We start from the raw sequence: 20,672 nt of genomic DNA, 5'->3' as shown, positions 1-20,672 counted from the left end.
TAGCTGAACAGGAGGGACAGCTGATAGAAACAGAAGCCACTGGAGCACCTCAAAAACACCATCATACACTAAATCAGTAAGTTGGCAGCATCACCGCCTTTTTAAAGGCCACAAACTGCATATCACAGGATAAATCATCCTCTACAGCGTTCATTCTTAAACGCAAAATTTATATTTCATTCATTCTATTTTAAAAGCGTTATAAAAGACGGAATCCTATTTAGTCTGTTTGATGCTTAAATCATCTTCAGTGCCTTTTATCTTTTACCCAGCGACTTTAACATTAACCTGAGCAGAAAACTTGTTTTCAAACTAAGTTCGAAAACTTTCTGCTCAGGTTATTAGCCGGGTAAGCCACTTTGTTATATTTGTTTCATGTTAACAGAGGAGGCGATATGCAAATTGAAAAGGTGATGTCATTACTTGAAGTGCTTTCAAGCTGGCTTGAAGATAACATCAATATGGATTCTGAAATTATCTTTGATAATGACGAAGATAATACCAACTCAGAAATTCTGTATCCTGCTGTAGAAAAGGCTAATGCCGTTTTGCGCAAAATGGCATCTTTATCTTCAGATTCTGTTCATGCAATTCGACAGCGCTTGCAGCTTGCCGTAGAAGGCAAAGCTGAATTGTCCCTCAAGGATGTGGGAGAGCTTCTGCTGGCAACAAAGTATCTGATGTTGTCCACTGAAGAGGGAGAGTAAGCCTGTGACCACTCTCGTATTTGAAATGGCAGATATCAATAAACTGATCGAAGAAATTCGCACCGCAAAAACGTTTTCGGTCACCCCAGATCAGATCTATGACCCGGCATGCTATCCGGGGGGAGCCCTCCTTAACGCTGAGGGACAGACTGAAGAAGAGGCGCGTAAAGCTGGTAGGGTTTTCTTTCCCTCATCCTCAAAAATTGCCAGCACACATCTGGTGCCAAAAGTGCTTCTCGCGCACAGTCATGGTGTATACCTGATCACTAATGCTGAGCTTGAGGGCTCTCCCGCATCCCGCGATACTGTGGCTTACGCCCAGGGGATGAATCCAAAACTGGATGAGGACTGGGATTACGCTTGTGATGCCGCTTTGGGTGGGTCTGATTGTAGCTATACCATTCCCGTTGAGTGGCTGGAGTTAGCGGTAGAGCAGGGTTTTCAGGAGTTTCGACTTCGAATGAGTGAAACCAATATCAAACTTGTCAGCAAATAGTATGTCCTTGCTGTTTCCAGTCAAACATTGTCCGCCAGTCGAGCTGCTGGCGGATTGTTTTATATAAGGCCGGGAAGGTATGTCAGGTTTAAGCAGTTCCGCCCAGAAGCTTACAAGGGCGCAGATTTACGTGTTAAGACGGATGGCATCCGGCACGATCTATGATATCTCTGGCAATTTCAGACGGGCCAGAGAACGGCGTACGTTTATGGGGAATCCTGATGATGTGACGTGCAGGAGCTCTCCGGTCCTGTTCCGGCTGGGCCTCGTGGAGTTATGCCAGCCAGTAAGGCATCTGGAGCCAGGTTTATACTATCGGCTCAAGTTGAGCTCCTCAGGGCATGAAGCTCTTAAGGCGAACGCACACCTCTAACATTTGAGATAGTTCGTTCGCAGCCAGGAAAGTAACTTTCATCTCAAGTGTGACCCTTACTACCTCATTTATGAGTAAAACCCCCCTCTGATATGTCGAAAATGCTCATTTATACGAAAATAGTTTCTCTTCAGGTGTGATGTAATTACTGAGAATTCTCCCTGAATGGAAGGCAACCGATGAAAATGTTTTTTACCCCTTATGTTCGTATCGTTTTCTATTTTTGCGCATTGATTTTTATTGTTTACAGTTTCAGTGATTTTTTCCAGGGCGTCCCTGACAGCACCTTCTTCAGTGCGGTCATCACGCTACTTGTTATCGGAACCATTGTTGCCCGGCATCTGGATCGCAAAAAATCTCTCAAATATACTTCACAGATTTAAGTTTCCACTCAGGCCACTCTCGGGTGGCTTTTATAATTTAATAAGGACCGGTTCATGCATAACCACGAAATTCAGACCATTGCTATATTTAGTGCCCAGTATAAAAACATCGAAGATGCTGAAAATGCAGGTGCTTTATATTCAGTAGATATTGAATATCCGATGACACTAAATGATTTATCGCGGCTTTGCGACTCTATTGCCGAAGCAGTAGGTGTGCCTGGCGGCGTCAAATACCAGTTCGTGTCCCAGCCGGAAGCGCATGAAACCAGCTTCTGATAACCAGTAACCAAACTGCCTAAAAGCAGGTGCAAAGCCATGAAACAAACAAAGTCTTCTATGTCACGTATTGTGCAGCTGTACGACGGGAGCCGATACGGAAACTGCGAGCAGGCTGATAACGAAGGAGAGCTTTTTACGGTGGTGTTGAATAAGCCTTCGCAGATCGATGACATCCGTAAAATCGTAGACACAACCGCCGAAGTACTTGGCAAAGCTTTGCCAGTACTCCTCTTTTAAAGCTTACATCCGTGAAGGATAATTACGGTCTTACTACTTTCAGTTTTTCATTCCAGTGCCGTCCATTTTAATTTATCGATTTTAAGCGGTCGGCGCTATTTCATTGTTTCTTTTCCGACTGTAATTCCTTATATATAGGAATATTTCAAAGAATTTATCTCAGGTTATTTGTGGCGTGGTGCCAGTTGTTATAATGATTCCACATAATCTGGAGAGTCAATCATGATCACATCTCTAATGAATTTCCGCGATTTAACCGGAGAGGCAGTCATCCAGGCGCGGCAATGCGTTATTAATGCTGAGATCGAAGCGGCCCGGGAAAAGGTAATTCATGCTCGTTCGTTATTCAAAGCGGGTATACATAATGTTGTAAACGGTAGTTCTGGCATTAAGGCTGCGGCAGCACATTTTCTGGTGATAAAACGTTTACAGACTGACACTCGGTATCTGGACGCGGTTATCACTGATAACCTTTGCATGTTTTCTCCTGAGGGTTATCTGTATCTGTTTATGCAACAACGTTATTTCCTATAAAACAATGGGTTAGGTAAGTATCTTTCCATTAAAAACATTAAAAAGGTGACTTGATGAAACCATTTGGACTTGCCGGAAAACCCCGGCCCGAACCTTGCGGCTGCTGCTGGTATACCCGTGAGGACTGCCCTTACGTCAGCGCAAAACAGATCTATCGCCGCAGGCAGCGCAAGGCAGAACGCCAGCGTCAGCGCAGCACCATTGTGATGGCCGTTTCTGAATTTCGCTGACCTCTTCTGGAAATATCATTTTTTCTCCAGAAGAATTTTAAAATAAAGGGAAATCTTTTCACGGGTATCTGATGTTTATTGTTTATGGTAAATTGCGCCACATTAATTGTTTGTGGCGCAGTTCGTGATGGCTTAAGGATATAATATGAAAATCAGCCAGCTGGAATCCGGGATGCAGGTTTGGTCTGTAACCCGTACCAAAATGGGAAATACCACCATTTCAACGGTCATTGTCCACCCCGTTGTCATTATTGAAATTCATGATAACCATGTGATTGCTCGCTGGAACGGCAATGCACCACGTCGGTTTGGAGAAACGGCTATCAGGGGCTGGAAGAAGGAGAAGCCACTGCTTGTCCGTGAGCCTTTCGGAAATGTTCGTCTGGCCACCCGGGCTGAAAAAACCGCTATGCAGGAAAAAGAGTAATACCCCCTTTTAGCACCCACAATTTCACCGTCCATCTGCCTTTAACCTTGCCTGTTATTAACGGAATCCTTTCTGACTGGGCGGATCCCACGCATAACCTGAACTGTTGGCTAACCGTCTTACAGCCAAATTCCCTCCTTTATCTGGCAGGAGTGCGTCCGTGAGCTCTGTATGATCTACGTGTTTGTTAAGTAGAGCACATAACAGGAGTGGGGTATGACTGAATTAAATAAAAGCCCGTCCGGTTTTTCCGGAGCTGATGTCAGTAAAGAACAGGCTGCCATAAGGGCACTTGTAGAAAGAGTAGTGACCAACTATCGCAGCCGGACAGCACCTGATCGGGTTCAAAAGGCTTCGGTAGCGTTTAATGGGGGATTAATCCTGACCCTGATGCTGGCCTTGACGCTATTGGGCTACCTTGTGGCGGAATTGCTCAGGGGGTATGTTGCGGATAGTTCACCCTATGTGCCCGGTCTAAGTTATTCGCAATTTTCGATGCTTATGGTCGTTGAGCTGTGTCTATGCTTTCTTGCATGGTTTTTGGTTGTCACAGGGGACTATCCCCGGCCGTGGATATTTCAGGTAGTCCCGATGGAGCAGTACTGGTTCTTTGACGAAGTGGATGACGACGATCTTGCCCGGCTTTCCTGTAACCCTTACATCAAGCGCTGGCTACTTGATGAAATGTCCGGTATTCATCGACTGACCTACACGAGGCTGCATGATCGACTGGAGCGCATCTGTAATATTGCATCCCATCTCGAATACAGCCGTATTCAGGCACATAAGATTTCCCTAATCAACGGAAGCAGTGCCTCCTGATCCTACCATTGCATCCGGAAATTAAACGGGCAGGAACTGCACTGTATGTTCCGACCCAGCAGCTGCCCGTTACCCTTTTCTTTAGTATAAAATGACTTTCGCCGACAACCGGAAGTGAATCATGTCAAATAAATGAAAAATCAGTAATTTATGTAGGCGGGGTGTTTGGCTGATCAGGGCAGGGTGGTATAATAACGCTGGTGCTGGAGGCTTTTGCCCCAGCCAGCGGTAACACTGTTTGACTGTGGTAAAAGCAGAAAGCCCCGAGTAATTTTTCAATTAACCTGTACTGCACCCATTTTGTTGGACGATGAAATGGAATAGTCCCTGATATGTCAAAGCCAAAATACCCCTTCGAAAAGCGCCTTGAAGTCGTGAATCACTACTTCACAACTGATGATGGTTACAGGATCATCTCTGCACGTTTTGGTGTGCCTCGAACACAGGTCAGGACGTGGGTTGCCCTCTATGAAAAACATGGAGAAAAAGGTTTAATTCCCAAACCTAAAGGCGTTAGTGCTGATCCAGAGTTGCGCATTAAGGTCGTGAAAGCCGTGACCGAGCAGCAGATGTCCCTCAATCAGGCTGCTGCTCACTTTATGCTTGCTGGTAGTGGTTCTGTAGCCAAGTGGCTGAAAGTCTATGAGGAGCACGGAGAAGCTGGTTTACGCGCACTCAAGATCGGCACCAAAAGAAACATTACAATGTCAGTTGATCCAGAAAAAGCGGCGTTAGCATTGGAGCTGTCGAAAGACCGACGTATTGAGGATCTTGAAAGACAAGTTCGATTCCTTGAAATGCGGCTTACGTATCTAAAAAAGCTGAAAGCCTTAGCTCATCCCGCGAAAAAGTGAAAGTACTCAACGAGCTAAGGCAGTTTTACCCTCTTGATGAGCTTCTCAAGGCAGCGGAGATACCGCGCAGTACGTTTTATTACCATCTAAAGGCTCTCAGCAAGCCTGATAAGTATGCGGATGTTAAAAAGCGTATTGGTGAGATTTATCACGAGAATAAAGGTCGTTACGGATACCGTAGGGTAACGTTGTCTCTCCATCGAGACGGGGAACGGATTAACCATAAAGCCGTTCAGCGCCTGATGGGAACCCTCTCGCTTAAGGCAGCGATTAAGGTCAAGCGATACAGCTCCTACAGAGGAGAGGTAGGGCAAACCGCCCCCAATGTTCTCCAAAGGGATTTCAAGGCTACACGGCCAAACGAGAAGTGGGTTACCGACGTTACTGAATTTGCAGTCAATGGGCGAAAGCTGTATTTGTCTCCAGTAATAGATCTCTTCAACAACGAAGTTATTTCTTACAGCCTGTCGGAAAGACCTGTGATGAACATGGTCGAGAATATGCTCGATCAGGCATTCAAAAAGCTTAAGCCTCACGAGCATCCTATTCTGCACTCTGACCAGGGATGGCAGTATCGTATGAGAAGGTATCAAAACATCCTTAAAGAACAAGGCATTACACAGAGCATGTCCAGAAAAGGCAATTGTCTGGATAATGCAGTCGTGGAATGTTTCTTTGGAACCTTAAAGTCGGAGTGTTTTTATCTTGACGAGTTCAGTAATATAAGCGAACTGAAGGATGCTGTTACGGAATATATTGACTACTACAACAGCAGAAGAATTAGCCTGAAATTAAAAGGTCTGAGTCCAATTGAATATCGAACCCAGACCTATGTGCCTCGTGTTTAACTGTCCAACTTTTTGGGGTCAGTACAACCCGAGGCCCCTGTATGCTAGTCACATTCAGAGTAGCCTCTTGCCTGCTTAAATGCAAGGAGAAGAAGGCCATTGTTAACACCAAGCTGTAATGTCCCCTTTGAACCATTCTAAAATGTCCCCAGACAATTCTCTGGGGGATTTTTCATGATCAAAGAGACTGTTACGATGAGTCATAAGGAACTCGACCGACTTCACATTATTCAGGAGTCACTTAATCGCCATATTACTCAGGAACAAGCTGCGGCACGCATTGGCATTTCTATTCGGCAGGTTAAACGTCTGGTGCAACGGTATAGAAATGAAGGGCCTTCTGGTCTAGTTTCCCGCCGACGTGGAAAGCGTCCCAATAATTCCTTTTCTACCGAATTCAGAGCAACAGTAATTTCACTCCTCAAAGGCCGCTACGCTGATTTTGGACCTACGCTTGCGTGCGAAAAATTGCGCGAGATACACGGCTTGTGTTTATCCATTGAAACTCTCAGGAAGTGGATGGTAGAGGAGGGCATATGGCGCGAACGTCGTCGTAAGTTTGCCCGAATTTATCAGCGCCGGATGCGGCGCCCATCCTACGGTGAACTCATCCAGATTGATGGCTCGCCTCATGACTGGTTTGAAGGTCGGGGCCCCAAATGCACACTGATAGTCTTTATCGATGATGCTACCAGCGCTCTGATGGCGCTACGATTCGCTCCTGCAGAAACAACCCGGGCTTACATGGAAACCCTCCGGGGTTACCTTAATGATCATGGCGTACCACTGGCTCTCTATTCTGACAGACACAGTATATTCAGAGTAAATAACCCGGAGCGGGAAGGAGAGTTGACTCAGTTCACACGTGCGATAAAGACACTGGGCATCGAGCCAATCCATGCCAACAGCCCGCAGGCAAAAGGGCGGGTAGAGCGTGCCAATCAGACACTGCAGGACAGGCTGGTCAAAGAAATGCGGCTTCAGGGTATCAGTGATATTGAAACAGCAAACGCATGGTTGCCGACCTTTATTGAAGCCTATAACAACCGGTTTGCTACGCCGCCTCGTATTGCTGATAACGCCCATCTTGATGTACACCATTCTGAAGAGGAACTGGGTTATATCTTCAGCCTCCAGGCGAAGCGCGTTCTCTCCAAAAATCTCACTTTCCAGTACAAAAGCAGTGCGTTTCAGATTCGCAGTGAAGGCCGGGGATATCGACTTCGGCATTCGGTTGTCACGGTATGCGAAAGCTTTAACGGTGAAATTAAGGTTCTGTATGATGGGAAAGCGTTGGGATGGGAAAAATATGTTGATGGCCCGGAGCCTATACCACTGGATGATGAAAAAAGTGTCCATGAACGTGTGGATAATGCCCGTTTTGATTTACGCTCAAAATTCTACGTAAAACCTAAAGCTGACCATCCTTGGCTCACGCGCCGCACGCAAAGTAATCAGCAAGTGAAGCCCCCTAAATTACCCAGAAAGAAGGCTGATCCCGATAAAATGGACTGAAACCAGGCGTTATTCAGTTGAGTGCATATCCAGTCATAGGATAGATTCTTACGTAGCGTTTCTGGCGTGCATTTTCGGGTGGTTTGTTACTGTTTTTAACGGGGACACGTCAGAAACGCGCTCAGGCCGTCTGAGCGGTACGCGTAATGCGGCGTTATGGTAAATAGCCTATGCTAATGTCCGCTAAGAGCGAGATATAGTCATTCGTACCCTGAGAATTACACTTTGAAGTGATTCAGGGTATGCGCTTACTGGTTACGAATATTGAGCGAGAATCATGTGATGATCGCCGCTTTTCTTTCGAGCCAGTAGGTGCTCCACGTTCGCTAACGAATACTCAGGGCATGCAGATAAACTGCTGGCTATATTTCTTTCGAAGAGCGTGGAATGCATACCAATCCCCGATAAAAAGGAGTTGGTGATGACTGTGACTAATCAATTTGCTGCGCACGTTGGTCTGGACTGGGCTGATAAAAAACACGATGTCTGTGTTCAGTTTAAAAACGGTGAACGCGTATTCGATGTGATTGAACATACAGCAGAAGCGCTTGATGCCTGGCTTACTGAGTTACACCAGAAAGTAAAAGGTAGAATCGCAATAGCTCTCGAACTGAAGAAGGGCCCCGTGGTATATGCTCTTCAAAAATACCCCTTTATCACCGTTTTCCCCGTCCACGCATTGTCCCTGGCTCGTTATCGGCAAGCCTTCTCGCCCAGCGGCGCTAAAGATGATCCGCAGGATGCCGAGCTGGCATTAGAGTTAATGCTGCGTTACCCCCAGAAGATAAAAGCTATTGAACCCGACAATGCGGATATTCGCTTACTTCAGCAACTGGTTGAGCAACGTCGTCAGTTGGTTGAAGATAAACGACGCTTTGTGAACCGGATAATCAACACGCTTAAACAGTATTATCCTCAGCCACTGGAGTGGTTCTCACATCGGGGTAGCTTACTGTTGTGTGAGCTGATTATCCGGTGGCCCAGTCTGCAACAACTGAAACGAGCCAGACGCGACACGATCCGCAACTTTCTGAATGCCAAAGGTGGTCGCGCTATGGCCCTTACCGAGCAACGTGTTGCGAGTATTGATAATGCGATCCCATTGACTACAGACCCGAGTGTTATAGAGGCTAATGCTTTGATGGCAGCAGCACTGGCGACACAAATTAAAGTCGTGAGTGAAATCATCAAAACCTATGACGAACGAATCGAAACGCTGTTTGACACATTGCCAGATGCGGGGCTGTTCAAATCACTTCCGGGCATGGGACCGTGCATGGGCCCATGGATGCTTGCTGCACTTGGTGATAATCGTGACCGGTTTAACAGCGCTGAAGAAATTCAAAACTACGCAGGTATAGCACCGGTGACCGAACGAAGCGGCCAAAAATCATGGGTTCACTGGCGATGGCAATGTGCCAAGTTCGTCAGGCAGACCTTTGTTGAATGGGCTGCCAAGACGGTTAATTCATCATACTGGGCCAAACTGTATTATCAGGGCCTTAGAGAAAAGGGCAAATCTCATCAGTCTGCGATCCGGGCACTGGCGTTCAAATGGATAAGGATCATTTACCGCTGCTGGAAGGCCAGAACCTGTTATGACGAAGCGAAATATTTGCTGGCTCTCGAAGCGAGACACTCGCCCTTACTGAAGCCATAAAAAGCTTGTCGAATGTCTCAGGGCGTGAAGCGGACATTGCAGACTGCCCAGTAGAAAAAGTGCTATCAGAATTATCTAAAGGAAGATCGTATTTACCATGTCTCATTCTAACTGTTTAATAAATTACAAAAATTAAAATTTCCATTTAATATCATCGCGTTAAGCAAGAGAATTAAACCTCTCATTTAATTTATGATTCTTATTTAATTCATGAGTTGGTGTAAAAATAGGTTGCCGCACTATAGAAAGACACATATTTAAACCCAGCAGGAAATCATATTTGAAAGTAATGTGTTTAAGGGGCTGCGTAACAAGAACAGCAAGTAAACACATAGTAATAACAGTTACCATTCCCATTTCGCAAGTGGCCATATCAGAGGTGAACTAATGCCTGCTGCAATTTTAAGAATTAAGGTTATCCTAATAATTCTTTTGTATGATTAAGATCATCGATAAATTTACTAAGGACTCATTAATGAAATTGCGACTCTGGAATCTATTACCCCATGATTACGCTCCTTTTTTTCGTATTCTTCACATCATTGTGGCATTTCTAATATTATCACAAATTATTAACTCTAATCTGACAGAGACCGAAGCAATTGGTGAACATAGTCTTGAAGGAGTTATAACCTGGATGCACATTATTTCAGGGTTAGGACTGATTATTTGTGGTTTTATTATGTTAAGTTGGATGCTTACTCAAAGAGGTTTTACTTATTATTTTTCATGGGTAGGGCTTGACTTTAGTGGTATTAAGCAAGATATAAAAACGTTGACTAGTTTCCGACTGCCCGATGCACATTCGGGAGGTATTGCCAGTACAATCCAAGGATTTGGAGTTCTAGCATTGCTAATTGTAGCACTTTCAGGTGGCCTATGGTTCTTGTTGAATACCATGCAGTCAAATCTGGCTGAAACAGTAATCCACTGGCATAAGTTCTTTACTACTTTCATTGAGGTCTATTTTTATGCACATGGTGCAATGGGAGTTTTGCATATTTTAATTGAAAAATATAAAAGCCGCTCAGTTAACCTAAGTGACTAATCTGTTGTGAGATAATATTACTTCAAGTTGAAGAAAACCCTAAAAATAAAATTTAGTTTACTAGAAGATGAAACAGCACTTGCAGAGACTTTTTAATTAAATTTAATAAAAACGAAAAAATATTCATGGCGAAATGATTGTTTAATTATCTATCATGGATAGAAATGTGAGTTAGTCGTCCTATTTTAGGAAGTTAATAATGACTAAAACAAAAGGGTTACCTCGTCCGCTGACGCACTACGCTTGGCTTTCCATTGCCACGGCTATTGCCACTATCGGACTCAAAGGTGTGGCGTGGAAAATGACCGGTTCGGTCGGTCTGCTATCTGATGCCATCGAATCCGTAGTTAACCTCGCAGGAGCCCTAATGGCGCTCTGGATGCTGACCTTGGCTGCGCTTCCGGCCGATGAGAACCATGCATATGGGCACGGCAAAGCCGAATATTTCTCGAGTGCTTTCGAAGGATTTCTGATCCTATTGGCGGCAGCCAGTATCGCCTATACCGCAGTTGAGCGGATGTTAACTCCACAGCCGCTTGAGGAGATTGGTCTCGGATTACTGGTTTCAACAGTCGCATCAATCCTTAATTTTGTGACGGCTCGCATTTTGTTAAGGGCTGGCAGGCAGCACAACTCTATCACTCTTGAGGCAGATGCTCATCACCTGCTGACCGATGTCTGGACGTCGGTCGGTGTCATTTTTGGTGTCGGACTGGTTTATCTGACCGGCTGGTTTTGGGTCGATCCGATCGTTGCATTGCTGGTCGCAGCCAACATCGTTTGGACTGGTTATCAGCTTATGAGTCGTTCAGCTGCAGGTCTGATGGACGTATCGCTACCCACGGAAGAACTCAAAAAAATCGAGTCACTGCTGGCAGGATATCGTGAACAGGGGCTTGATTTCCATGCACTACGTACACGCCAGGCTGGCGGGCGGGCGTTTATGACAATGCACATCCTAGTTCCTGGGCGATGGACTGTTCAATATGGGCACGACTGGGCCGAGCGTATAGAGAATGATATCCGCACCGCACTGCCTTTTATCCATATCACCACTCATGTGGAACCGTTGGAAGATCCCGCGTCAATGAACGACCAAACGCTCGACATTTCTGATCACTAAACTAACCACATGTCGCTGGTCGGGCAGGGTAACAAACCTCGCTCTACAAAAATTTCAGGTATTCTCTATAATTCTGAGGGTACTTGATGTGACCTGCGCCCAATTGTTGGGCACGCAATATTTTTAAAAAGTCCGCTTCTGGCACAAAGCGGACAGTGATCACCGTTCTTACGACTACTTTCTGACTTACTTCGTGACTTGCCCTAAGCATGTTGTAGTGCGATACTTGTAATGACATTTGTAATTACAAGGGGTGTAAGACATGGGTAGCATTAACCTACGTATTGACGATGAACTTAAAGCGCGTTCTTACGCCGCGCTTGAAAAAATGGGCGTAACTCCTTCTGAAGCGCTTCGTCTCATGCTCGAGTATATCGCTGACAATGAACGCTTGCCGTTCAAACAGACACTCCTGAGTGATGAAGATGCTGAACTTGTGGAGATAGTGAAAGAACGACTTCGTAATCCTAAGCCAGTACGTGTGACGCTGGATGAACTCTGATGGCGTATTTTCTGGATTTTGACGAGCGGGCACTAAAGGAATGGCGAAAGCTGGGCTCGACGGTACGTGAACAGTTGAAAAAGAAGCTGGTTGAAGTACTTGAGTCACCCCGGATTGAAGCAAACAAGCTCCGTGGTATGCCTGATTGTTACAAGATTAAGCTCCGGTCTTCAGGCTATCGCCTTGTATACCAGGTTATAGACGAGAAAGTTGTCGTTTTCGTGATTTCTGTTGGGAAAAGAGAACGCTCGGAAGTATATAGCGAGGCGGTCAAACGCATTCTCTGAACCAAAGCATGACATCTCTGTTTCGCACCGATGGTGACACTTCTGCTTTGCGTTGACAGGAGAAGAAGGCCATGAAAATGCCGAACCAACCCATTGTTTTGTGCATATTAATAGTTTGTTTAACGCTGTTGATATTCACCTGGCTCACACGAAACTCGCTTTGCGAGTTGCGGATGAAAGACGGAACAAGGGAGGTATCTGCTATCCTGGCCTACGAATCCGGTAAGTAGCTGACAAAGAGGGGGGCAACCCCCTCTTTTCGGGGTGTGGATTAGTATGCCATCGGCACCTTTTGAAAGGGTTTCTCCAGTCGGGGAAACCCTTTTTTCCTCCCGTCTTGTGGCATATAGCCTTTTGTATAAATCAAGAACCAGACCCAAAGAGTCCCACTTCACGCAAACCGTTCAAAAGCCTTAGCGTAATCCAGTCGGGAAAAATTTCACCGGTGCTCGTCCGGGCACGTACCGGAAACAATGGACTTCTCACTGGTCGGTAGCTCATAGAACGTAGCCATTGCGGTCAGTCCTTATTCTGTACCCAGTAGAGTTTTATGGCCGTCTGGCAAATCGTTCAAACATTGTCATTTCTGTTCTCGCTGCATCCGGTCAAATGATACGGTGAATTCAGCTCATGGGCATTCGCATCGCAGTCTACGAAGGCACCAGAAGTTTGAGGATGTTACGCAAAGAACAGTTATCAGGTTTGCTGGTGGGCGTAATGCCTACCTCTACTTTACTTCATAGGGATTCTTCTGCGGGGAAGCAAGAATTGACTCAACGTTGTCCGGTCGTACCAGATTTGTCGCGGAAAGCGCCTTTTTGTGAGGGGGGCCGCAGCGCTAAACCTTTTCCTGGAACGACATGAAGGACAGCAGAGCGTCCGCCCTGGAGGACAGCTCAATACAGTCTCCACGCTGCGGTTCTATCTCTTCGTCAATGGTTTCATTGTACCAAATACGCAGCCGCCATCCCTTCGCAGGGAAAGCGCTCTGCATCGCCAGGACCATCCCCTCCGGCGACAGCAGTTCTCGACAGAGGTAGCAGGCCCCGATCCGGGTTGAATCCCGCAGCCACATTACGGGATACTCTTTAACCAGTTGGTCATACACGCATTCTGCCATATGAAAGTAATTTTCGTCAGCCCTGCAAAAATCACACATTCGATTTCCTTAAATGGTGTTCATCGAGATAATTCAGAAAGTTGATTCGCCAAACTACGGGGCATTTCTTTAATGGCGGAGCTTTACATCACTATTTCTGTCATTTTCAAATCCGCCGGATACAGCAATAATTGCACCGAACAGCGGTTTGAACTGCAATGCATCCGTAGGGTATGCGACAATAATAAGGCTCTTCCCGTACTCTTAAAAATGGAAGAGTTTAAAACCCATACTGCTGGGATGAGCGAAGCACGGTACATTATGCCAGCGTATAAGGGCCGTCATAACTTGTTTTTTTCTAGAACACGGCGAAGTTTTCTTACCTGGGAAGCTGTGGAAAGCGTACCGGTTCGGGGATGGCATGCGCTTGCCTTTTCACCTGGTTTGAGTACATAGGCTAATGCCAGCTCGTTCAGAGCCGCCTCAGCTTTCAACAGGGCCTCAATGGCCGTGTTCAGGTATACAGTTCGGCTCTCATGGTTCATCAGGATTTTCCTCACAAGGGTAAAAATGACAGGCGATACCTGCCGTTTACCCTTTGTCTCCGTTAAGAATGGCATCACGGCAGGCTTCCCAGATTACCTGGGCATTAGCATCACACTCCACGAACCCGCCGCACTGATCGTATATCACCTGGTATACCTCAGGGGGAATCTTCCCAGGCGCAACCGGAGTTGAGCGTTTGCCTTTATGAATCTCATCTGCGGTATCACAGACAGCGTCGAGATGCCGCGACATCCACTCAGATAATTTCAGACCCTCTCGATTTGCCTGTTTTACATAGCGAACCTTTCTGGAAACCGTAGATCGCATCTGAATCTGTGTCACAGCTGGCACATCTTCTTTCATGGCATTCTGTAATGCAGCTTTGGGCTTTTTCATGTTCATGGTTGCTTTAAATTATTCTGGAGTTCGTCTGATATAAATGCTGACGTGATCTGTCAGCGTTGCTTAAATAGTTTATCGCCTTCCGCCAGTTCGCCGTTGAGCTGTTCAATCACGCTCCAGATGAGCCGATCATCCGGCGTTGAGCCTGCACACTCTTTCACGACCGCCACGGGTCTAAATTCTTCAGGGTCTGCCTGCCCGGAGGTGAAGAGCCTGCTCTCAATCCAGTGGGCCCCCTCTGTGCAGCAGTGGCAACTGGTTTCAGGTGGTTCATCCAGACCGTCCACTCCACAGGCTGAGCAGGTGAACAGTTTGCGAGACCCACCAGCCAGTGGCGTATCGCAAGCTGCTGGAAGTGCGCCAGCATTGCGCCAGTACAGCACATGATTTGAATCGTAGCAGTGTCCATGAAGCAGAAGCGAAACGCCGCAACTGCGAGTTTCAATGGCTTTGCCTGTGCCAAGGTATTGCCCGATCTCGTCCCATACGTCCACTAAGGTGTCAGGCAGCGGACGCGTAACAGGGAACTTAGCGCAGTCGTCCGGGGTGCCTTTAATGCAGCAGAGGGCCGAATACGCAAGCTCCTGCATTTCGTAGGAGTACTGACCACATACCACGCGTTCCAGTTTGTCGATTAGTTGTTCTTTATTCATCATACTCAGCCTTATTAAACAAATTCATTACGCCACTGGCACCATCTGGCCGGAGCAGACTGCGGCCCGGTAGTAGAGCCGCAGGGGGTGTCGCTGGACTAACAGGTGCTCAGTGAGTCCCGCACTTCCTCATGACTGGTCATTTTCAGAAGAAGCTTTCCAGGGCAGCGTGGTTCCGCCTGTGAACGGGTGACGTCTTCGTTGATTGCCTGGATATGAGCAGATTCAACGGTCCGACGCTGTACGACATGGTTGCTCAGGTTGAATTCGCACTGGAGCCTTCTGGCATCAGAATCCGCGTTCATTGCAATACGTTCATCAAAGCGGCGGTTCATTCGCAGAGCCTCTTCGTGAGCTGCATCAACAAGGGTGCGTCTGGTGACATAGTCGTTACCAGCAAAAAACGATAGCTGAGCGTGTTCCGAAGAGTAGTCGGAGCTTCCCTTACAACGGGCAATCGCGGCTTCAGAGTGCAGGATTAATGAACTCAACCGTGAACAGACGTCATTGATGGTGCCGGTTTTCAGACAGTCGTGGATAAGTGTCCAGGCGGAAATGCTCAGCGGGCGGCTGGTGATCACATAGGGATTGTAATGATCAACCGTTACGATAGTACGCAGTGAATGAAGCGATTCGGACTGCGTACGTAAGTCACGGCGAACAGTACATGCCACCGAGGCAACATCTTTACATTCTTTGTCGGACATCGAGTCCAGTACGCGGATCTCCACCTCTGCCGCCTTTGAGGCGATATGCGCACTAATCTCACCCTTAAGACGTTTGTAGTCAGCCTTGAAGCTTCCCACGCTGTCAATATCGATCCAGTAACCACAGCTGTAACCAGCATTACCAAACTCGTCATCTTTCTCATAGTTCGGACAGCCGTCATTGCTCCAGCCAGCTTTTTCCAGCAGCTCGTCAATAGCGACCAGCTCAGCCATTGGTGCATGTTCGATAATGAAATAATGGACACGGCCCCAGGCATATGCGCGTGAACGGCCATCAACAGAAGTATCAGAAGTCGTCTGACGGGAAAGTTTCATGAGGTACTCCAGTTCTGCCCGGTACCGCCGGGGCGGTGGTGCGAAAGCCGCACCATGAATGACACTATGATCCTCCTAACTTCTATTGTCAATACAATTGAAGTGGCGTTGTATTTATTCATTATTTGGACCCGGCTCGTACGGAACGACCGTCGGGACTTGCCAATTATTCTGCGGTGAGCAGGGGGAAGGGAACATCCCACCGCTTGTTTCAAGATGTACAGCCAAGGAGGGCGCAGAATGCCTGACAGAATCATCGTGCAGCGGTAGCGAAAGACCTGACAAACGGGAAAAGTATCCTTTTATTCCAAAGCCAACCTCAGCTTTTAATGTCGCCAGTACGTTTCTTAAACATGCCAAATCGGTCTCTTATACGGCCGGATGGGCCCGATGAAAACGATAAAATGAGAAACAGAACCCGACACATCGCTGCTCTCTGGGAAAGCCGGTCAGCAGATGGAGCGCCAGGAACTAAATCCGCTGGTTTTAATAATGATTGAGGAGAACAAGATGAAAGATAACAAGACACGTCCTGTAGACTCGTATGCTCATGCTGATTTCATGGAGTCCGTCTTCAGCAACCTCAGGGCTTTCTGTGATGCGGAATGCCAGCGGCTAACTGCCGGTTATCCCCCAACTGTCAAACCAGAACAGCAAAGCACTGACGGCCAGCTGTCGGCGGCATAAATCATTACCTGCCAGTTCGTTCAAATTTCCGCTTCCTTAAGCCCGGGCCAAAAGCCCGGCTCAATCCAAAAACTGAACGTACCGGTTTACCTCTATATCTCCTCAATCCCCTGCGACTTACAAGAGACCCGCACCGGTTTAGCCATTCCTGTCCTGCCACTCTCTCATCACTGGCCCAGACAACCGGAAAAGTAACTTTTCTCTCCGACTCACCTTCTGAACCAGCTATTTTGCTTAAACGTAAAAACGGCCCACTGTTGTGAAGATTTAAAACGGACGGATCGAGTAGTATTGTCTCAGGAATTTTTTTTAAGAAAAGTTACTTTTTCTTCTGTGCAACCTATTAGAAAAAATGTCGAACCTGGTATTGTTGTGTTGTAGCGCAGTTAAACAACCAACCAAAAGAGAGAACAAAAATGTCCGCAATCGAAACTGAAGTAAAAAACAACAGCAACGAAATCAGCCTTCGTGGTTACCTGGAACGCACTGGTAACGGTGCCCGTAAAGGTAACGGCCTTATCATTGACCCTTCGGTTGTTGTAGAGCAGGAAGGCTTTAACACCCGCACGGCCGGTATGGGCGAGCTCTACTATTCAATGCCTCACGTTGTGGAACACCTGAACAGCCTGGCCGATGCCTACATGGAAGACCCGTTCAGCGTGACGCCTATCGTTGTTCAGATGGTTAATGGCGTACCTGTACTGCGTCAGGGGGCTTGCCGTATCCGTTCCATCGCTATTGCAAACCGCCAGCTGGAAGCAGAAGGGCGTGAACGCATTACTCGTATTCGCTGCGAAGAGTTTCGCGGTAGCGCTTCAAAAGCAGAACTCTTCACCCTGACCGGCAACTCCAACCTGGCGCTGTCTGTCGTAGCTGAAGCGCTTTCAATTAAGCGTCTTGTTGAAGATAAAGAAGAGCCTAAGACCTTTGCGGAACTGGCAAAAAAACGTGGTAAATCAGAGCAGCATCTTCGCCAGATGGTTCGCGTACTGGACCTGCCTTCTGAACTACAGACCATGCTTGTGAGCGATCAGGTGAGCATGTACGTTGCGCTGGACGAGTATATGTACAGCGGTGAGGATGCGGTAGATAACATCAACAAGGCGATCTCCATCTATGGTAAAGCGACGAAAAACACGCTGAAATTCGTCAAAGCTGCCAAGGTAGAAGAGCGCATGGCAGATCCGCAGACTCCGGAAAACTCCGGTGATGAGCAACCGGCAGGTAATGCTACCGTTAACACCCCGGTACCGGATCAACTGAATGATGAAAGCAATACAGAGACGCTGGTTACGCCACCGGTACAGGAACCAGCTCCGGCTCCAAAGGACAGCGCTCCTAAACAGAACCCGGCAGGTAAAGCACCATCCATGTCCAGCGTTCTGAACAAAAAGACCGTGACCGTCATTGCCGACACCGCGATCCCGATTTTTGAACGTATTGCTGAAGAAGCCAAGCTTAAAGAAGGTGAATCTGTCAGCACTGATACTTACACGCTTGTTCTGACCAATGATGAAATGAACGATATCATCAATGCTCATGCTGACCTGAAAGAGTACCTGCGTAAGCATGCTGAGAAGATGAATAAGGGACAGGCATGATTTTCTGACCGACCCCTCCATCCGGACGGGTCGGTAACTTTTTCAGGACAAGGGGAAACAGGGCAATGAAGAAGGCTTTTATCAACGTAGACAAGACTAACCCACTGCCAGTCCTGACGGATTCGGTGACCCGGGTAAGTATTCAGTGCACGGCAAAAGATGAAAACGGGGCAGGGATCGAAGTGAACATCCTCGACCTGATTCAGGATCATGATACGGATGAAGTGAAAGTGCAGTTTGGGAGCTCGCCTGTTCAGGCTCTGGCGATGCTCCGCCGGGTTATGACAGCACTGGAAAAGCAGGCAAATGCAGAACTGCAACAGAATTCCTGCTCGCGTATGCAGTAAACGGTAAAAGCAGAATGTTCCCTACTGGATAAACCCGGTGGACCTCACGGAGAGCAAGTCACCGAATGGTTCACTGTTAAGTGATATACATCCGGATTTATAAGGTTTTGCAGCATCCGAATAGGCAATAAATAGAATTATTTTGATTTATCTCAGCAAGGAAATGGAAAGCTACCAGATTTTAGGATAGCGAAATGCCTGTATCGCTACTCTGCTGAATTAGAAATGATTTTAAACGCAATGCATAATGATAGAATAGCAATGCCTTTAATTATTTGTCACGTCTGAATTATATGTAGACTTACGGAGAGGATATGGTAATTACTTATTCATTATCGGAAACGTTTAATATGTTTTTACGCGAGATTATTGCATCTGGACTTGCAGTTTTTTGCGCATGGTGCGTTTTGTGTCTTTTCTCTGATCAGGAACGAGGTAAAGAGGTTCCTGTTTCTATGAAAAAAATAACTTCAAAGTCAGCTTTCTCCTACTTTATCAGTTCTCAAATTGCCGCTTTTATTATCTCCTTGTTGGGTTCAATCTTAAGCACGAAATGGGACAACATCGTCTGGAATGATGAAATAAGACAGTTTTATCTGCATGTAGGATTTGGGCTGGTAGCTTGTGTATTCTGTCTGCTTGTAATCTTGCATGAGAAATTTATCAAAAGAAATTTAAATGTTTATTCTGGTTATTGTGGTTCACTGGCAGTTAGTCTCACAGGAATCTTTGTACTTTGTGCGTTATATCTGACATTTTCATTACCATTTCATTATGAAGAACGTCTACTTAATGATGCATCCTTGGTGGCTTCGGATGGCGTTGAAAATTCAGTCGTTTTTGCAGACGGTCGTTACTGGGTTTTTGAACTGGGCTTACCATATTTCAAACAGTCATTGCTCAAAGAGGTAAGAAGGGGCAGGTACCAGCTAATCTGCACTACAGAAAAAAAAACAACATGCTGGTCTGGCAAAAAACTTCCCGAAAAACCAACCTCTTTGAAAGCTAGTTCATAAAGATTTAAACTGCTCGCTTAAATCCACACTGGTCCAATTTTGAAAATTTATTGTGTTTTTAAAAGAAATTACAGTGTGGGTTATTAGCCAGTAGGTCGGAGTTTTATATAATACCCAAAAACACAGGAGGTATTATGAAAACCAATCTGGCCTATGCATCTAATTGCTCCGATTCTGTCTACTCCTATATTTATCAGGCACTGCAACAACGCTCTGGTGCCGAGAATGAAAGCCTTTATCAGCAGGCCATTTCCAGCTGCTGCACAGATAAACAAAAAAAGAAACTGGCCGGGTATTATGCCGGTCCATGGCAGCTGCTATTCAACGCGTGGTGTAACAATCGCGTCCCTAACACAGCGGTGCTGGCCCTTTTACTCCAGCAGTGCTTATCTCATTTCCAGTGCGAAGAAGTGATCGCAGCCTGGCAGTAACCCTATCAAGCCCCTTCGTATAGCGGAGGGGCAGGAGATATCTCATGTACAGAAACGACAGAAACGTGGATTCCTTCAACCTGGTTAATGCTCTTCAGCCGGTCTTTCGTAACACCGGCTGTGGGATGTTTGAATATGATCGTAAAAAGCAGAATGAAACCGCTGATTCAATCTTACGAGCGTTGGCGTTAAATGCCGATTTCGCGAGGGCCTTAAAACAGTACGTCCGGATTAATTCTGTACGACGGGTTGTTCAGTTCGATGACGGCTCGGTTCGCTATGGTATTCATGCCGAATTTGAAGGGCATAATAAAATTAATTCCTTCCGTATTTTTAAAGATGAAGATACAGACGCATTTGACTCCTATTTTTATTCGGTTTGCGATAATAAAGCTGAGCTGGTGGATTTTAAAATGGACTCTCTCGATATTCAATTGCAGGCAGTTTTTGAAAAGGTGACAGGTATTTTTCTGTCACATTAAATATTCAAATTTTCAATCCTCGGGCTGATAGACAAAA

At 46.4% G+C, this 20,672-nt stretch carries 27 protein-coding genes and 1 pseudogene; 23 read left to right on the top strand and 5 right to left on the bottom strand.

Annotated features, from left to right (window positions below; genetic code table 11):
• The first annotated feature begins 395 nt into the window (after positions 1 to 395).
• The 14 genes from LZP96_RS22285 to LZP96_RS22220 all read left to right on the top strand — a co-directional run bounded on the left by LZP96_RS22285 (position 396) and on the right by LZP96_RS22220 (position 11,539).
• The gene (locus tag LZP96_RS22285; protein ID WP_001165367.1) at positions 396 to 707 is read left to right on the top strand and encodes a DUF957 domain-containing protein; all 312 of its coding nucleotides are present in this window, start codon (positions 396 to 398) and stop codon (positions 705 to 707) included.
• Between the two features lie 4 nt (positions 708 to 711).
• A complete protein-coding gene (locus LZP96_RS22280; protein ID WP_001371932.1) occupies positions 712 to 1,203 on the top strand; it encodes a DUF3085 domain-containing protein in 492 nt (163 codons plus the stop codon).
• Positions 1,204 to 1,755: 552 nt separating this feature from the next.
• Positions 1,756 to 1,959 (top strand): hypothetical protein, encoded by a 204-nt coding sequence (locus LZP96_RS22275; protein WP_000781547.1) that lies wholly within the window; start codon positions 1,756 to 1,758, stop codon positions 1,957 to 1,959.
• Between the two features lie 54 nt (positions 1,960 to 2,013).
• Positions 2,014 to 2,238 carry a hypothetical protein gene (locus tag LZP96_RS22270; RefSeq protein ID WP_000551490.1) on the top strand — a complete coding sequence of 75 codons (225 nt, stop codon included), beginning with the start codon at positions 2,014 to 2,016 and terminating at the stop codon, positions 2,236 to 2,238.
• A 39-nt stretch (positions 2,239 to 2,277) separates the two neighbouring features.
• The gene (locus LZP96_RS22265; protein WP_000814953.1) at positions 2,278 to 2,478 is read left to right on the top strand and encodes a hypothetical protein; all 201 of its coding nucleotides are present in this window, start codon (positions 2,278 to 2,280) and stop codon (positions 2,476 to 2,478) included.
• A 222-nt stretch (positions 2,479 to 2,700) separates the two neighbouring features.
• Positions 2,701 to 3,012 (top strand): hypothetical protein, encoded by a 312-nt coding sequence (locus LZP96_RS22260; RefSeq protein ID WP_000633161.1) that lies wholly within the window; start codon positions 2,701 to 2,703, stop codon positions 3,010 to 3,012.
• A 53-nt stretch (positions 3,013 to 3,065) separates the two neighbouring features.
• Positions 3,066 to 3,242: a hypothetical protein gene (locus tag LZP96_RS22255; RefSeq protein WP_000802040.1), complete on the top strand. Its 177-nt coding sequence runs from the start codon at positions 3,066 to 3,068 to the stop codon at positions 3,240 to 3,242.
• 145 nt (positions 3,243 to 3,387) lie between these two features.
• Positions 3,388 to 3,669 (top strand): hypothetical protein, encoded by a 282-nt coding sequence (locus tag LZP96_RS22250; protein WP_000703842.1) that lies wholly within the window; start codon positions 3,388 to 3,390, stop codon positions 3,667 to 3,669.
• Between the two features lie 216 nt (positions 3,670 to 3,885).
• Positions 3,886 to 4,491 (top strand): hypothetical protein, encoded by a 606-nt coding sequence (locus tag LZP96_RS22245; RefSeq protein WP_000137794.1) that lies wholly within the window; start codon positions 3,886 to 3,888, stop codon positions 4,489 to 4,491.
• 332 nt (positions 4,492 to 4,823) lie between these two features.
• A protein-coding gene (locus LZP96_RS22240) for an IS3-like element ISKpn8 family transposase (protein ID WP_085949440.1) occupies positions 4,824 to 6,193 on the top strand; the annotation gives its coding sequence in 2 pieces (ribosomal slippage) (positions 4,824 to 5,304 and positions 5,304 to 6,193; 1,371 coding nt in all).
• Between the two features lie 174 nt (positions 6,194 to 6,367).
• Positions 6,368 to 7,708, top strand: coding sequence for an ISNCY family transposase (locus tag LZP96_RS22235; RefSeq protein WP_000589001.1), 1,341 nt, complete (start codon positions 6,368 to 6,370; stop codon positions 7,706 to 7,708).
• A 421-nt stretch (positions 7,709 to 8,129) separates the two neighbouring features.
• Positions 8,130 to 9,368, top strand: coding sequence for an IS110-like element ISEsa2 family transposase (locus LZP96_RS22230; RefSeq protein WP_258926360.1), 1,239 nt, complete (start codon positions 8,130 to 8,132; stop codon positions 9,366 to 9,368).
• Positions 9,369 to 9,843: 475 nt separating this feature from the next.
• The gene (locus LZP96_RS22225) at positions 9,844 to 10,416 is read left to right on the top strand and encodes a cytochrome b/b6 domain-containing protein (RefSeq protein WP_001515348.1); all 573 of its coding nucleotides are present in this window, start codon (positions 9,844 to 9,846) and stop codon (positions 10,414 to 10,416) included.
• Between the two features lie 199 nt (positions 10,417 to 10,615).
• Positions 10,616 to 11,539: a cation diffusion facilitator family transporter gene (locus LZP96_RS22220; RefSeq protein ID WP_000167917.1), complete on the top strand. Its 924-nt coding sequence runs from the start codon at positions 10,616 to 10,618 to the stop codon at positions 11,537 to 11,539.
• A gap of 121 nt (positions 11,540 to 11,660) precedes the next feature.
• Here LZP96_RS22220 and LZP96_RS22215 read toward each other — a convergent pair.
• Positions 11,661 to 11,777 (bottom strand): annotated as a pseudogene (locus LZP96_RS22215) (hypothetical protein); the annotation flags it as partial.
• A gap of 24 nt (positions 11,778 to 11,801) precedes the next feature.
• Here LZP96_RS22215 and relB point away from each other — a divergent pair.
• From relB to LZP96_RS22200, 3 genes are all read left to right on the top strand, one after another.
• The gene (gene relB, locus LZP96_RS22210; protein ID WP_000534858.1) at positions 11,802 to 12,041 is read left to right on the top strand and encodes a type II toxin-antitoxin system antitoxin RelB; all 240 of its coding nucleotides are present in this window, start codon (positions 11,802 to 11,804) and stop codon (positions 12,039 to 12,041) included.
• Entirely contained in the window at positions 12,041 to 12,328 is a 288-nt protein-coding gene (relE, locus tag LZP96_RS22205) for a type II toxin-antitoxin system mRNA interferase RelE (RefSeq protein WP_000323025.1), read from the top strand. The genes relB and relE overlap by 1 nt, the downstream gene beginning before the upstream one ends.
• A 71-nt stretch (positions 12,329 to 12,399) precedes the next feature.
• Positions 12,400 to 12,558 carry a type I toxin-antitoxin system Hok/Gef family toxin gene (locus tag LZP96_RS22200; RefSeq protein WP_001447866.1) on the top strand — a complete coding sequence of 53 codons (159 nt, stop codon included), beginning with the start codon at positions 12,400 to 12,402 and terminating at the stop codon, positions 12,556 to 12,558.
• A gap of 608 nt (positions 12,559 to 13,166) precedes the next feature.
• Here LZP96_RS22200 and LZP96_RS22195 read toward each other — a convergent pair.
• The 4 genes from LZP96_RS22195 to LZP96_RS22180 all read right to left on the bottom strand — a co-directional run bounded on the left by LZP96_RS22195 (position 13,167) and on the right by LZP96_RS22180 (position 16,071).
• Complete coding sequence (locus LZP96_RS22195) at positions 13,167 to 13,487, bottom strand: hypothetical protein (protein ID WP_000332796.1); 321 nt, start codon at positions 13,485 to 13,487, stop codon at positions 13,167 to 13,169.
• Between the two features lie 531 nt (positions 13,488 to 14,018).
• A complete protein-coding gene (locus tag LZP96_RS22190; protein WP_000743059.1) occupies positions 14,019 to 14,369 on the bottom strand; it encodes a hypothetical protein in 351 nt (116 codons plus the stop codon).
• 59 nt (positions 14,370 to 14,428) lie between these two features.
• Positions 14,429 to 15,028, bottom strand: a complete 600-nt coding sequence (locus tag LZP96_RS22185) for a hypothetical protein (RefSeq protein WP_004248816.1) — start codon at positions 15,026 to 15,028, stop codon at positions 14,429 to 14,431.
• A 98-nt stretch (positions 15,029 to 15,126) separates the two neighbouring features.
• Positions 15,127 to 16,071, bottom strand: a complete 945-nt coding sequence (locus tag LZP96_RS22180; protein WP_000778029.1) for a DUF5417 domain-containing protein — start codon at positions 16,069 to 16,071, stop codon at positions 15,127 to 15,129.
• Positions 16,072 to 16,581: 510 nt separating this feature from the next.
• Between LZP96_RS22180 and LZP96_RS22175 the strand changes: the two genes are divergently transcribed.
• The 6 genes from LZP96_RS22175 to LZP96_RS22150 all read left to right on the top strand — a co-directional run bounded on the left by LZP96_RS22175 (position 16,582) and on the right by LZP96_RS22150 (position 20,635).
• Positions 16,582 to 16,758, top strand: coding sequence for a hypothetical protein (locus LZP96_RS22175; protein ID WP_001371930.1), 177 nt, complete (start codon positions 16,582 to 16,584; stop codon positions 16,756 to 16,758).
• A 416-nt stretch (positions 16,759 to 17,174) separates the two neighbouring features.
• On the top strand, positions 17,175 to 18,359 hold the full coding sequence (locus LZP96_RS22170; RefSeq protein ID WP_001272971.1) for a ParB-like helix-turn-helix domain-containing protein: 1,185 nt from the start codon (positions 17,175 to 17,177) through the stop codon (positions 18,357 to 18,359).
• Between the two features lie 65 nt (positions 18,360 to 18,424).
• Positions 18,425 to 18,706: a hypothetical protein gene (locus LZP96_RS22165; RefSeq protein ID WP_000708863.1), complete on the top strand. Its 282-nt coding sequence runs from the start codon at positions 18,425 to 18,427 to the stop codon at positions 18,704 to 18,706.
• Between the two features lie 314 nt (positions 18,707 to 19,020).
• Positions 19,021 to 19,722 (top strand): hypothetical protein, encoded by a 702-nt coding sequence (locus LZP96_RS22160; RefSeq protein WP_004248818.1) that lies wholly within the window; start codon positions 19,021 to 19,023, stop codon positions 19,720 to 19,722.
• A gap of 134 nt (positions 19,723 to 19,856) precedes the next feature.
• A complete protein-coding gene (locus LZP96_RS22155; RefSeq protein WP_000856246.1) occupies positions 19,857 to 20,153 on the top strand; it encodes a hypothetical protein in 297 nt (98 codons plus the stop codon).
• A gap of 44 nt (positions 20,154 to 20,197) precedes the next feature.
• Entirely contained in the window at positions 20,198 to 20,635 is a 438-nt protein-coding gene (locus tag LZP96_RS22150) for a hypothetical protein (RefSeq protein WP_000286108.1), read from the top strand.
• The last annotated feature ends 37 nt before the right edge of the window (positions 20,636 to 20,672 follow it).

Source organism: Huaxiibacter chinensis (assembly GCF_022171985.1).
In the GTDB taxonomy this organism is placed as follows: domain Bacteria; phylum Pseudomonadota; class Gammaproteobacteria; order Enterobacterales; family Enterobacteriaceae; genus Enterobacter; species Enterobacter chinensis_A.
The sequence above is the reverse complement of the archived record's forward strand: the minus strand, read 5'-3'. Positions and strand labels throughout refer to the sequence as shown.